General features: G+C 59.6%; 12 protein-coding genes. 1 reads left to right on the forward strand and 11 read right to left on the reverse strand.

Annotation, left to right across the window (positions count from 1 at the left end; genetic code table 11):
• Positions 1-17: 17 nt before the first annotated feature.
• The 8 genes from IM737_RS03645 to rpsL all read right to left on the reverse strand — a co-directional run bounded on the left by IM737_RS03645 (position 18) and on the right by rpsL (position 6,312).
• Entirely contained in the window at positions 18-311 is a 294-nt protein-coding gene (locus tag IM737_RS03645) for a 50S ribosomal protein L23 (protein WP_236898420.1), read from the reverse strand.
• Entirely contained in the window at positions 308-928 is a 621-nt protein-coding gene (rplD, locus tag IM737_RS03650; RefSeq protein WP_236898422.1) for a 50S ribosomal protein L4, read from the reverse strand. Before rplD ends, IM737_RS03645 begins: the two co-directional genes overlap by 4 nt.
• Entirely contained in the window at positions 929-1,630 is a 702-nt protein-coding gene (gene rplC / locus IM737_RS03655; RefSeq protein ID WP_236898424.1) for a 50S ribosomal protein L3, read from the reverse strand.
• Positions 1,631-1,714: 84 nt separating this feature from the next.
• On the reverse strand, positions 1,715-2,023 hold the full coding sequence (gene rpsJ, locus IM737_RS03660; protein ID WP_035102617.1) for a 30S ribosomal protein S10: 309 nt from the start codon (positions 2,021-2,023) through the stop codon (positions 1,715-1,717).
• A gap of 68 nt (positions 2,024-2,091) precedes the next feature.
• Positions 2,092-3,282, reverse strand: a complete 1,191-nt coding sequence (tuf, locus tag IM737_RS03665; protein WP_236898426.1) for an elongation factor Tu — start codon at positions 3,280-3,282, stop codon at positions 2,092-2,094.
• A gap of 72 nt (positions 3,283-3,354) precedes the next feature.
• Positions 3,355-5,445, reverse strand: a complete 2,091-nt coding sequence (gene fusA, locus IM737_RS03670; RefSeq protein WP_236898427.1) for an elongation factor G — start codon at positions 5,443-5,445, stop codon at positions 3,355-3,357.
• Between the two features lie 12 nt (positions 5,446-5,457).
• A complete protein-coding gene (gene rpsG, locus IM737_RS03675) occupies positions 5,458-5,928 on the reverse strand; it encodes a 30S ribosomal protein S7 (protein ID WP_236898428.1) in 471 nt (156 codons plus the stop codon).
• A gap of 12 nt (positions 5,929-5,940) precedes the next feature.
• Entirely contained in the window at positions 5,941-6,312 is a 372-nt protein-coding gene (gene rpsL, locus IM737_RS03680; RefSeq protein ID WP_046136734.1) for a 30S ribosomal protein S12, read from the reverse strand.
• Between the two features lie 557 nt (positions 6,313-6,869).
• Here rpsL and IM737_RS03685 point away from each other — a divergent pair.
• Complete coding sequence (locus IM737_RS03685) at positions 6,870-7,334, forward strand: YbjN domain-containing protein (protein ID WP_236898429.1); 465 nt, start codon at positions 6,870-6,872, stop codon at positions 7,332-7,334.
• Positions 7,335-7,395: 61 nt separating this feature from the next.
• On the opposite strand, the gene IM737_RS03690 is transcribed toward IM737_RS03685, so the two are convergent.
• The 3 genes from IM737_RS03690 to rpoC all read right to left on the reverse strand — a co-directional run bounded on the left by IM737_RS03690 (position 7,396) and on the right by rpoC (position 12,889).
• Positions 7,396-7,992 (reverse strand): hypothetical protein, encoded by a 597-nt coding sequence (locus tag IM737_RS03690; protein ID WP_236898430.1) that lies wholly within the window; start codon positions 7,990-7,992, stop codon positions 7,396-7,398.
• Positions 7,989-8,564, reverse strand: a complete 576-nt coding sequence (locus IM737_RS03695) for a hypothetical protein (protein ID WP_236898431.1) — start codon at positions 8,562-8,564, stop codon at positions 7,989-7,991. Before IM737_RS03695 ends, IM737_RS03690 begins: the two co-directional genes overlap by 4 nt.
• 140 nt (positions 8,565-8,704) lie before the next feature.
• Positions 8,705-12,889, reverse strand: a complete 4,185-nt coding sequence (rpoC, locus tag IM737_RS03700; protein ID WP_236898432.1) for a DNA-directed RNA polymerase subunit beta' — start codon at positions 12,887-12,889, stop codon at positions 8,705-8,707.
• Positions 12,890-12,966 lie beyond the last annotated feature (77 nt).

The following is a 12,966-nucleotide window of genomic DNA, read 5'->3' on the forward strand; positions in this document are numbered from 1 at the left end:
TTGTTCTGTCTCTTCCCTTAGAGGCCGGTCGAAATATCGATCGACTGGCCGTCGACGAGGGTCACGATCGCCTTCTTGACGTCGTTGCGCGTGCCAATCTTGCCACGGAAGCGCTTCACCTTGCCCTTGCGGACGAGAGTGTTCACTGCCTTGACCTTGACCGAGAAGAGCTGCTCAACGGCAGCCTTGATTTCGGTCTTGCTGGCATCGATCGCCACGTCGAAAACGACCTGGTTGTGCTCCGAAGCCATCGTCGACTTTTCAGTCACGACGGGGTTACGGACGATGTCGTAAGCGCTGAGCTTGTTCATGCGAACCTCGCTTCCAGCGCTTCCAGCGCTGCCTTGGTCAGGACGAGCTTGTCGCGCTTGAGGATCGACACAACGTTGATCCCCTGCACCGGCAGGACGTCGATATGGGGAATGTTGCGTGCCGACAGGGCAAAGTTCTGATCCACGGCTGCGCCGTCGATGATCAGCGCATTGGTCCATTCCAGCTTGCCGAAGGTGGCCAGCAGACCAGCGGTCTTGGCTTCCTTCTGCGAGACGGTGTCGACCACGATCAGCGAGCCCGACTTGGCCTTGGAGGACAGCGCATGCTTGAGAGCAAGAGCGCGGACCTTCTTGGGCAGGTCGATGGCGTGGCTGCGCGGGGTCGGACCGAATGCACGGCCGCCGCCACGGAACTGCGGAGCCTTGCGATCGCCATGGCGAGCGCCGCCCGAGCCCTTCTGCTTCACGAACTTCTTGCCCGTGCGCACGCCTTCGGAACGATGCTTCACGTCATGCGTGCCGGCCATCGCCTTGAGCTGCTGGTAGCGAACCATGCGGTGCAGGATGTCCTGACGGACTTCCAGACCGAAGACGTCGTCGGCGAGCTGGATCGAGCCAGCGGCCTTGCCGTCGAGGGTTGTGACCTTGAGTTCCATTTAGTTACCTTCCCCCGCGACTTCAGCGGCGGCCTTGAACGAGCCCGGGAAGGCAGCGCCCTTGGGGGCCGGCTTCTTCACCGCGTCCTTGATCATGATCCAAGCGCCCTTGGCGCCCGGAACCGAACCCTGGATCATGATCAAACCGCGCTCGACGTCGGTCTTGACGACCTTGACGTTCTGCGTGGTGATGCGACGATCGCCCATGTGGCCCGGCATCTTCTTATTCTTGAAGGTCTTACCTGGGTCCTGACGACCACCGGTAGAACCGATCGAGCGGTGCGACACCGACACGCCGTGCGTTGCACGCAGGCCGCCGAAGTTCCAGCGCTTCATACCGCCGGCAAAGCCCTTACCGATCGAAGTACCGGTGACGTCCACCAGCTGGCCTTCGATGAAATGGTCTGCCTGGAGCGTAGCGCCGACCTCGATGAGGTTGGCTTCGTCCACGCGGAACTCAGCGACATGGCGCTTGGGTTCGACCTTGGCGACGGCAAACTGGCCGCGCTCGGCCTTGGTCGTGTTCTTGACCTTGGCCTGGCCTGCGCCAAGCTGCAGGGCGACATAGCCGTCCTTTTCAGCAGTCCGCTGGCCCACCACCTGGCAGTTCTGCAGTTCCAGCACAGTCACTGGAACGTGCGAGCCGTCCTCAGCGAAAATGCGGGTCATGCCCAGCTTCTGTGCGATCAATCCAGAACGCATCGGTTATTACCTTCTCTCTTGGCGTCGTACCGGGTCGTGGTTTCAGAGGACCCTGTTATCTGGTACGCGCGGAAAACTTCTTGTTTAGAGCTTGATTTCGACGTCGACGCCGGCGGCGAGATCGAGCTTCATCAGGGCGTCGACCGTCTGCGGGGTCGGATCCACGATGTCGAGGAGACGCTTGTGGGTCCGGATCTCGAACTGCTCACGCGCCTTCTTGTCGATGTGGGGCGAGCGGTTGACGGTAAACTTGTCGATTCGCGTCGGCAGCGGGATCGGACCGCGAACCTGCGCGCCCGTACGCTTGGCCGTCGAGACGATCTCGCGCGTCGAAGCGTCGAGAACGCGATGGTCAAACGCCTTGAGGCGAATGCGAATATTCTGACCGTTCATCTTTGTAAATCCTGGCGAAAATGGATCGCGGCGCGCCGTTTCGCGCGCCGCGAATGTCTCAGTGAGGCTTACTTCAGGATCGTGGCGACGACGCCCGAACCAACCGTACGGCCACCTTCACGGATCGCGAAGCGCAGCTTCTCTTCCATGGCGATCGGCACGATCAGCTGAACGTTGATGTTCAGGTTGTCGCCCGGCATCACCATTTCGGTGCCTTCTGGCAGGGTCACGATGCCAGTCACGTCCGTGGTACGGAAGTAGAACTGGGGACGGTAGTTGCCGAAGAACGGGGTGTGACGACCACCCTCTTCCTTGGTCAGGATGTAGACTTCAGCGGTGAAGTCGGTGTGCGGGGTCACGGAGCCTGGCTTGCAGAGAACCTGACCGCGCTCAACCTGCGTGCGGTCGATACCACGGATCAGCGCGCCGACGTTGTCGCCAGCCTGGCCCGAGTCGAGCAGCTTGCGGAACATTTCGACACCGGTAACGGTGGTCTTCTGGGTTGCCTTGATGCCGACGATTTCGACTTCTTCGCCAACCTTGACGATACCGCGCTCAACGCGACCGGTCACAACCGTACCGCGACCCGAGATCGAGAACACGTCTTCGATCGGGAGCAGGAACGGCTGGTCAACCGGACGTTCCGGCTGCGGGATGTAGGCGTCGACAGCAGCCATCAGCTCGAGAACGGCGTCGTGGCCGAGCTTCTTGTCGGAATCTTCGAGAGCGGCCAGAGCCGAACCCTTGATGATCGGAACGTCGTCGCCCGGGAATTCATAGGACGACAGCAGTTCGCGGACTTCCAGCTCAACGAGCTCGAGCAGTTCCGGATCGTCGACCATGTCGCACTTGTTCAGGAACACAACCAGAGCCGGCACGCCAACCTGACGGGCAAGCAGGATGTGCTCGCGGGTCTGGGGCATCGGGCCGTCGGCAGCCGACACGACCAGGATCGCGCCGTCCATCTGGGCAGCGCCGGTGATCATGTTCTTCACATAGTCGGCGTGGCCAGGGCAATCCACGTGAGCGTAGTGACGGTTGGCCGTCTCGTACTCGACGTGGGCGGTGTTGATGGTGATGCCGCGTGCCTTCTCTTCAGGGGCAGCGTCGATCTGGTCGTACGCCTTGAAGGTCGCGCCACCGGTCTCAGCCAGCACCTTGGTGATCGCTGCGGTCAGCGAGGTCTTGCCATGGTCGACGTGACCGATGGTGCCGATGTTGCAGTGAGGCTTATTGCGGGAAAACTTTTCCTTGCCCATCGCTTCTCTCCGTATTCGTTAGCCCTGCGGCCAACCTTGAGTTTCAGTTTCTTGTTAAGGCGTACTTCGCGGTTAAGCGTACTTGGCCTGGACTTCGTCGGCGACGGCCTGCGGCACCTGCTCGTAGTGATCGAACGTCATCGAGTACTGTGCACGACCCTGGCTCATGGAGCGCAGCGAGTTCACATAACCGAACATGTTCGCGAGCGGCACGTAGGCATTCACGACCTGGAGGATGCCACGGCCTTCAGTGCCGTGGATCTGACCGCGCCGGGAATTCAGGTCGCCGATGACGTCGCCCATGTAATCTTCGGGCGTGACAACTTCAACCTTCATGATCGGCTCGAGGATCTTCGGCGACGCCTTGCGCAGAGCTTCGTTGAAGCCCGCACGACCGGCGATTTCGAAAGCCAGGACCGAGGAGTCCACGTCGTGGTAGGCGCCTTCAGTCAGCGTCACCTTCACGTCGACGATCGGGAACCCGATCAGCGGACCTGCTGGCATAACCGACTTCACGCCCTTTTCGACGCCCGGGATATATTCCTTGGGCACCGAACCGCCGACGACGGCGTTGACGAATTCCAGACCCTTGCCGACTTCGCCCGGCTCAACAGTGAGCTTGACGCGAGCGAACTGGCCCGAACCACCCGACTGCTTCTTGTGGGTATAGTCCACATTGGCCTGCTTGGTGATCGTCTCGCGGTAAGCCACCTGCGGCTGACCGATATTGGCTTCGACCTTGAACTCGCGACGCATACGGTCGACGAGGATGTCGAGGTGAAGTTCGCCCATACCGGAAATGATGGTCTGGCCGGATTCTTCGTCGGTCTTGACGCGGAACGTCGGGTCTTCAGCAGCCAGGCGGTTCAGGGCGAGGCCCATCTTTTCCTGGTCAGCCTTGGACTTCGGCTCGACAGAGATGTCGATAACCGGTTCCGGGAAGATCATGCGCTCAAGGATAACCTGAGCATTCTGCGGGCAGAGGGTATCACCAGTGGTGGTATCCTTGAGGCCAACGATGGCGACGATGTCGCCAGCAAAGGCTTCCGTGATCTGCTCGCGGCTGTTTGCGTGCATCTGGAACAGACGACCAACGCGCTCGCGCTTTTCCTTGACGGTGTTCTCGAGCATCATGCCCTGCTCGAGCTTGCCCGAGTAGATGCGGCAGAAGGTCAGCGTACCCATATGCGGGTCGTTGGCGATCTTGAACGCCAGCATGGCCAGCGGCTCGTTGTCGTCAGCATGACGCTCGATCGGCTGCTCGGTCTTGGCGTCGATACCCTGGATAGCAGGAACGTCGCCCGGAGCCGGCAGGAAGTCGATAACGCCGTCGAGCAGGGGCTGCACGCCCTTGTTCTTGAAGGCCGAACCGGCAAACACCAGGAAGAACTTCGCATCGATCGTGCCGCGACGCAGCAGGCGACGGATGGTGTCGTTGTTCGGCAGGTCGCCGTTGAGATAGGCTTCCATGGCGTCGTCATCGACTTCCACGGCAGCTTCGATCATCGCTTCGCGGTACTTCACGGCCGCAGCCTTGAGGTCTTCCGGAATCTCGACGACGTCCCACTGGGCGCCCAGCTCTTCGTTGCGCCAGACGAGGGCGTTCATCTCGATCAGATCGACGATGCCCTTGAACTCGTTCTCGGCACCGATCGGCAGTTGGACAGGAACGGCCTTGGCGCCGAGGCGCGAGCCAACCATCTCGACGCAGCGATAGAAATCGGCGCCGATCTTGTCCATCTTGTTCACGAAGATCAGACGCGGAACGTTGTACTTGTCGGCCTGACGCCAGACGGTCTCGGTCTGGGGCTCCACACCGGCGTTCGCATCGAGCAGCGCAACGGCACCGTCGAGCACGCGGAGCGAACGCTCGACTTCGATGGTGAAGTCCACGTGGCCGGGGGTGTCGATGATGTTGAAGCGGTGCATGACGCCATCACGGTCTTTCCAGAACGTGGTGGTGGCAGCGGACGTGATGGTGATGCCGCGTTCCTGTTCCTGCTCCATCCAGTCCATGGTCGCGGCGCCGTCGTGGACTTCGCCGATCTTGTGGGACTTGCCGGTGTAGTAGAGGATGCGTTCGGTCGTGGTCGTCTTGCCAGCATCAATGTGAGCCATGATGCCGAAGTTACGATAGAGATTAATCGGGTATTCGCGTGCCATGGGGCGCTCCTACTACCAGCGGTAGTGCGAGAAGGCACGGTTGGCATCAGCCATACGGTGCGTATCTTCGCGCTTCTTGACAGCCTGACCGCGGCCATTGAGAGCGTCCATGAGTTCGCCCGACAGGCGTTCACGCATGGTGTTCTCACCGCGCTTGCGGGCGGATTCGATCAGCCAGCGAATGGCCAGGGCCTGCTGACGATCGGTGCGGACTTCAACCGGAACCTGGTAGGTGGCGCCGCCAACGCGACGCGACCGGACTTCAACCGACGGGCGGATGTTGTCGAGGGCGGTGTGGAACACGGTGACCGGATCCTGCTTGACCTTGGCTTCGACGATTTCGAATGCGCCGTAAACGATGCTTTCGGCAGCCGACTTCTTGCCGTCCTTCATGAGCGAGTTCATGAACTTGGTCAGGACGAGATCGCCATACTTGGCGTCAGGGATAACGTCGCGTTTTTCAGCGCGGTGACGACGGGACATATCTCGATCTCCTTACTTCGGACGCTTCGCGCCGTACTTCGAACGGCGCTGCTTGCGGTCCTTGACGCTCTGCGTGTCAAGGACACCGCGGAGCACGTGGTAGCGAACGCCCGGAAGGTCGCGAACGCGGCCGCCACGGATCAGGACCACAGAGTGTTCCTGCAGGTTGTGGCCTTCGCCCGGGATATACGAGATGACTTCGCGCGAGTTCGTCAGACGAACCTTGGCAACCTTGCGGAGAGCCGAGTTCGGCTTCTTCGGGGTCGTCGTATAAACGCGGGAGCAAACGCCGCGCTTCTGCGGATTTGCTTCCATGGCCGGAACCTTGTTCCGCTTTGGCTTGCTGGCGCGTGGTTTGCGGATCAGCTGATTAATGGTGGGCATTGCGCTCTTTCCATCGTCCAAATTTCGGTGTCGCCAACCGGGCAACGCCTAAGTTCTTGTTTCGCGGCCTTCCGAAACCGGAAAAGCTGCTGTGCGGTCCAGACCAAGCAAACCAAAACGGCGCTCATCCGACCCGATTAGGGGTACGGCGGCGCCTTAATTGCAGCGGACCACCCACGAAAATGGGCAGTCATGCGCACAAGGATTTACGTCGTCTAGTTACCCGACAGTGTGTTTGAGTGTCCTGGATGCCCGCACAAGATGGCAGGAACCCGGTGTGACATTCACGACCGACCGCTTAGGTAGGCGCTGTTTAGAGCCGACTCCCCCATACGTCAAGGATTCTTTCGTGAAAAATCCGCGAGGGAGCCATGCAGGGGCTTGCAATGGTTTTGCGCCGGTGAATGGGAAATCCACAAGTCATTCCCTGCCCTGCTCCACCATCTGCGACACGTTACGGCTTCTCGTCCGCAACGGATTGTGTAGGATCATCTCGTTCGACTGAATCTGGCGGGGGGATGTCCGGCAGATACCAGGATCGGACAAGGGAGAAAGCCATGAAGCTTACAACGATGATTGCTGGCGGCGCCCTTGCGCTCGCCCTGACCGTATCCGCCCAGGCTCAGACGATCACCGGCGCCGACACCGACGAAATCCTCAACGCCGCTCGCGGCTACGGCTCGGCCTCGCTGACCGAGCAGAGCAATGGCGATCCGCAGATTACCGGCAAGATCAACGGCATCACCTATCAGGTCTATTTCCGTAACTGCACCAATGGCAGCGACTGCGAAGACCTCAATTTCTATCTCGGCTTCCTGGACCTCAAGCCGACCCTGGAAGTGATCAACGACTGGAATCTCAATAAGCGCTTCAGCCGCGCCTATCTCGATGGCGACCAGGATGCCTGCGTCGAGATGGATCTTGATCTGGTCAAGGGTGTCAGCTCTGAGTATCTCGATTCCCAGTTCGGCCTCTGGGCCATGGTGGTCGAGCAGTATTCCGAGCATGTCGGCTACAACTGATCGATTGAAAGATCGCTGATATCGAGGGGCCCTTCTGGGCCCCTTTTCTTGATACCGAGTGTTACAGCGCATCAACCTCGGCATCGGCTTTTCCCGAGTTGAAAGCCGCCTTTCCTTGGTTGTGTGTGTAGATCAACCGCCAAAAAGTATCCTCGTAGTTCGCATCAATCGAGAGCTCGATCTCCGCAACGTCAGACTCGAAAATGGAATACCAGAACGTCTCATCCTTGCTGAGCGCGTACGCAAACTTCTCCGCGTCCATGAAATAGTTATCTGTCGACGTCACCTCGTACGTGTCTGTGAGCGAGTAGGATTTCGACAAAGACGCTGAGAGTTGCTCGTACCTTGCCTTAGCCTGCGAACCGTATCGGTCATTCTCAAATTCGCTGCTCAACGCCGCCACACGCCAAAGCGTATTGTCATAGCCAAACGACAGCACAACTGCCTCAATATCTGAGAGGGCCTTTGGTAGATTGGTGGCAATATATGATTGACCGAAAGACTCCAGGTCCATGGGGACAAGAGTGGCGCCCAACGCCACCACATCCTCGCTGCTTGCGAGCCAAGTCAACCCAAATGGACCCGCATCTTCCTGCGCGATGGCTACTGATGAACTTAGCGTAAGGAGGGTGACCGTTAGCCTAAGCAGCAAGCTCACAGTGCATCCTCCTCGTGAGTTACGACCGTTTGCCCGATAGGAACACTTGTCTGCGAGCTAGTCTTCCAATCAAAAACGAATCCGTGGCGCTCTGCCATAATGGCAAGGTTGGCCTGTGATATTGACAGCTCAGATGTAGCAACATTGACCAGTGCTAGGGTCTGAACAAGGCCGCCAGAATACAGGTCCGCCTCTGCCTGATACCGATCTCGATCCGACTTTGCCGCTGCTAGGTCTGCCTCAAGGGCTAGGATAGATGTCTCGTTCGGCTCATGAGCAGTACCATCAATCGTATAATTCAAGTCTACTCGCCGCAGCAGGCTCATGCGCTTTTGCTCGAGCATCGAAACGGTGGTTTGGAGTATCCCCAGGCGAGCATCAAAGATGCTCTCGATGGCGCCGCCGGAAAATCTGCCGCGCTCAATCTCTACTGCCTCTATCTCTGACCTTACCAGCGCGATGTCAGCGTCAAGAATGGCGGTAGAAGGACTCTCGTTCGCAAAATCCAATACAAAAATGACTGTAGCGACAACCAACGCACACGACACAGCCACTGACAAAATCAGTTTCAAAAGAACCTCCCCCAACACTTGGACTTTAGGGGTGGGGCAGGAAGGCGACAATAGCGGAAGTCACGCAGAGAATTCCGCTACGCGGACAAAAAAGAAAGGGGCCTGAAGGCCCCTTCCCCAATCTCTGATGTAACTCGAACTTACTCGGCGGCAGGTGCGGCGATCTGCACGGTCGACGCCTGGCGGCGGCGTTCGTCCAGGATCAGGTCGTCGCGCTTGGACGCGATCAGCTTGGCCGAGGAGATGCCGGCACCGGTACCGGCAGGGATCAGGCGACCGACGATGACGTTTTCCTTGAGGCCTTCGAGCAGATCGGCCTTGCCGGAAATTGCCGCCTCGGTAAGGACGCGGGTGGTTTCCTGGAACGAGGCTGCCGAGATGAACGAACGGGTCTGCAGCGACGCCTTGGTGATGCCGAGCAGCACCGGGTTGGCCGTTGCTGGCTTCTTGCCATCGGCGACCAGAGCGTCATTGAGCTCGTCGAAGTCCAGCTTGTCGAGCTGCTCGTCCTTGAGCATCCCGGTATCACCTGGATCCACGATCTCGACCTTCTGCAGCATCTGGCGAACGATCACCTCGATATGCTTGTCGTTGATCAGCACGCCCTGCAGACGATAGACCTCCTGGATTTCATTGACGAGGTAACGAGCAAGCTCTTCCACGCCCTTGATGGCCAGAATGTCGTGCGGCGCAGGGTTGCCGTCGAGGATGTACTCACCCTTTTCAATGGCATCGCCTTCCTGAAGGTGGAACGGCTTGCCCTTGGGGATCAGATACTCGACCGGCTCGCCACCATCCTCATGCGGCTCGATGATGACGCGACGCTTGTTCTTGTAGTCGCGACCGAACCGGATCGTGCCATCGATCTCGGCGATGATGGCGTGATCCTTGGGACGACGGGCTTCGAACAATTCAGCCACGCGCGGCAGACCGCCCGTGATGTCCTTGGTCTTGGCGCTTTCCAGCGGAATACGCGCCAGCACGTCACCGGGCGAGACCTTCTGGCCCGGCTCGACGTTGAGAACCGCATCGACCGACAGCAGGTAGCGGGCTTCGCCACCACGATCTACCTTCAGGACTGCACCGCCACGCGCGATGGCCAGAGCCGGCTTGAGGCCCTCACCACGCTGGTTGGTGCGCCAGTCGATGACGACGCGCTTGGTGAAGCCCGTTGCCTCGTCGGTGTTTTCCGCCACGGAAGCACCATCGACCAGATCCTCGAACACCACCTCGCCCTCGACTTCGGCGAGGATCGGACGGGTGTAGGGGTCCCATTCAGCCAGACGCTGGCCGCGGCGAACCGCATCGCCTTCCTTGATCAGCAGCTTGGAACCGTACGTCACCTTGTGAGTGGCGCGTTCCTTGCCATCTGCGTCGAGAACTGCGAGCGAGACGTTACGAGCCATGACGACCAGCTTGCCACCCTCGACCTTGACGACGTTCGGATTGCGGATGGCGATCTTGCCCTCTGCACCGGACTCGAGGAACGAGGAGTCAACCACCTGAGCCGTGCCACCGATATGGAACGTGCGCATGGTGAGCTGGGTACCGGGTTCACCGATCGACTGCGCGGCGATGACGCCCACAGCTTCACCCATGTTCACGGGGGTACCGCGAGCAAGGTCACGACCATAGCAGGCCGCGCAGGTGCCCTGGCGCATATCGCAGGTCAGCGGGGAGCGGATACGGATCGACTGGATCCGGGCTTCCTCGATGACGTCGACATGCTTTTCTTCCAGCAGCGTGCCCTTGGCAGCGATCAGGTCGCCGCTGAGCGGATGGAAGATGTCGTCCGCAGCCGTACGGCCCAGAACGCGCTGGCCGATGGAGGCCACGATCTGGCCGGCATCGACGATCGGTTCCATGGTCAGGCCACGCTCGGTGCCGCAATCGACCGACACGATGATCGCGTCCTGCGCCACGTCGACGAGACGACGCGTCAGGTAACCCGAGTTCGCGGTCTTCAGCGCCGTATCCGCGAGACCCTTACGGGCACCGTGGGTGGAGTTGAAGTACTCGAGAACGTTCAGGCCTTCCTTGAAGTTGGCCGTGATCGGGGTCTCGATGATCGAGCCGTCCGGACGAGCCATCAGGCCGCGCATGCCGGCAAGCTGCTTCATCTGGGCCGGTGAACCACGGGCGCCCGAGTGAGACATCATATAGACGGAGTTGATCGGCTTCTGACGGCCGGTCTCCTTATCGATCTGTACCTTGCGGATCGCGTCCATCATCTCTTCGGCGACCTTGTCACCGCACTTGGCCCAGGCGTCGACCACCTTGTTGTACTTTTCGCCCTGAGTGATCAGGCCGTCATTGTACTGCTGCTCGAACTCTTCGACCTGCTTACGGGCGGCTTCCACAATCGTGTACTTGGAAGCCGGGATAACCATGTCGTCCTTGCCGAACGAAATGCCGGCATCGCAGGCGTTCTTGAAGCCAAGCTGCATGACGCGGTCGCAGAAAATGACCGTCTCCTTCTGACCGCAGCCACGGTAAACCGTGTCGATCATCTTGGAGATCATCTTCTTGGTCATCAGCTGGTTGGCGGTCGCATAGGGCACAGCCGGATTCTTCGGCAGGATCTGACCGATCAGCATGCGACCAGGCGTGGTCTCAACGATCTCGGTGATTTCCTTGCCGTTCTCGTCCCAGGCGGTGACGCGGCCCTTGATCTTGGTGTGGAGCGTGACGACCTTGTTGTCGAGCGCGTGTTCCAGTTCCGCATAGGAACCGAACGCCATGCCCTCGCCTGGCTCCTTCTCGTTCATCAACGAGAGATAGTAGAGCCCCAGCACAATGTCCTGGCTCGGCACGATGATCGGCTGGCCGTTCGCAGGGTGCAGGATGTTGTTGGTCGACATCATCAGCACGCGTGCTTCCAGCTGCGCTTCGAGCGACAGCGGGACGTGCACGGCCATCTGGTCACCGTCGAAGTCGGCGTTGAAGGCCGAGCAGACGAGCGGATGCAGACGGATTGCCTTGCCTTCGATCAGGATGGGCTCGAACGCCTGGATGCCAAGACGGTGCAGCGTCGGAGCACGGTTCAGTAGAACCGGATGCTCGCGGATCACTTCGTCCAGGATATCCCAAACCTCGGGCTTTTCCTTCTCGACCAGCTTCTTGGCCTGCTTGACGGTCGAAGAGAAACCCTTCGCTTCAAGACGGCTGTAGATGAACGGCTTGAACAGCTCGAGCGCCATCTTCTTGGGCAGGCCGCACTGATGCAGCTTGAGGTTCGGACCCACGGTGATGACCGAACGGCCCGAATAGTCGACGCGCTTGCCGAGCAGATTCTGGCGGAAGCGGCCCTGCTTGCCCTTGAGCATGTCGGACAGCGACTTCAACGGACGCTTGTTGGCACCGGTGATGGTACGACCGCGACGGCCGTTGTCGAACAGCGCGTCCACAGCTTCCTGCAGCATGCGCTTTTCGTTGCGGATGATGATGTCAGGAGCACGGAGCTCGATCAGGCGCTTCAGGCGATTGTTGCGGTTGATCACGCGACGGTAGAGGTCGTTGAGATCGGACGTGGCAAAGCGGCCACCATCCAGCGGCACCAGCGGACGAAGCTCGGGCGGAATGACCGGAATGACGGTCATGATCATCCATTCGGGCTTGTTGCCCGACACGATGAACTGCTCGACGATCTTCAAGCGCTTGGCGAGCTTCTTGGGCTTAAGTTCCGTCGTGGACTCAGCAATTTCCACGCGCAGGTCGGCCGCGATCTTCTCGAGATCGAGCGCGAGCAGGATGTCGCGGATGGCCTCGGCGCCGATCTTGGCGGTGAAGCTGTCGGCACCATACTCGTCCTGGGCGTCGAGATACTGCTCTTCGCTCAGCAGTTCGTGCGTGGTGAACGGGGTCAGGCCCGCGTCGAGCACCACGTAGTTTTCGAAGTACAGGATGCGCTCGATGTCCTTGAGCGTCATATCGAGCAGCAGCGCGATACGGGACGGCAGGGACTTCAGGAACCAGATATGGGCAACCGGCGCAGCCAGCTCGATATGGCCCATGCGCTCGCGACGAACGCGGCTCAGGGTGACTTCCACACCGCACTTTTCGCAGATGACGCCCTTGAACTTCATGCGCTTGTACTTGCCGCACAGGCACTCATAGTCCTTCACGGGGCCAAAGATGCGCGCGCAGAACAGGCCGTCACGTTCGGGCTTGAACGTACGATAGTTGATGGTTTCGGGCTTCTTGATCTCGCCGTAGGACCAGGAAAGGATTTTTTCCGGGCTCGCGATGGAGATCTTCATCTGGTCGAAGGTCTGCACCGGAACAGCCGGGTTGAACGGGTCCATGACGTGGGAATGATGATTCATCAATTCTCTCCTCTTTCCATCCGGAGGGGCCACTGGGCCCGCTCCGTCAGGAAGTGAATGGGGGTAGGAAGTGCCGG

Source organism: Devosia sp. SL43 (assembly GCF_021729885.1).
Lineage (GTDB): Bacteria > Pseudomonadota > Alphaproteobacteria > Rhizobiales > Devosiaceae > Devosia.

What these genes read in the sequence shown, in the direction of transcription:
- IM737_RS03645 (WP_236898420.1), bottom strand. Translation starts at nt 311, where the DNA reads ATGAACAAGCTCAGCGCTTACGACATCGTCCGTAACCCCGTCGTGACT.
- fusA (WP_236898427.1), bottom strand. Translation starts at nt 5,445, where the DNA reads ATGGCACGCGAATACCCGATTAATCTCTATCGTAACTTCGGCATCATG.
- IM737_RS03685 (WP_236898429.1), top strand. Translation starts at nt 6,870, where the DNA reads ATGAAGCTTACAACGATGATTGCTGGCGGCGCCCTTGCGCTCGCCCTG.
- rplD (WP_236898422.1), bottom strand. Translation starts at nt 928, where the DNA reads ATGGAACTCAAGGTCACAACCCTCGACGGCAAGGCCGCTGGCTCGATC.
- rpsJ (WP_035102617.1), bottom strand. Translation starts at nt 2,023, where the DNA reads ATGAACGGTCAGAATATTCGCATTCGCCTCAAGGCGTTTGACCATCGC.
- rpsL (WP_046136734.1), bottom strand. Translation starts at nt 6,312, where the DNA reads ATGCCCACCATTAATCAGCTGATCCGCAAACCACGCGCCAGCAAGCCA.
- rpsG (WP_236898428.1), bottom strand. Translation starts at nt 5,928, where the DNA reads ATGTCCCGTCGTCACCGCGCTGAAAAACGCGACGTTATCCCTGACGCC.
- rpoC (WP_236898432.1), bottom strand. Translation starts at nt 12,889, where the DNA reads ATGAATCATCATTCCCACGTCATGGACCCGTTCAACCCGGCTGTTCCG.
- rplC (WP_236898424.1), bottom strand. Translation starts at nt 1,630, where the DNA reads ATGCGTTCTGGATTGATCGCACAGAAGCTGGGCATGACCCGCATTTTC.
- tuf (WP_236898426.1), bottom strand. Translation starts at nt 3,282, where the DNA reads ATGGGCAAGGAAAAGTTTTCCCGCAATAAGCCTCACTGCAACATCGGC.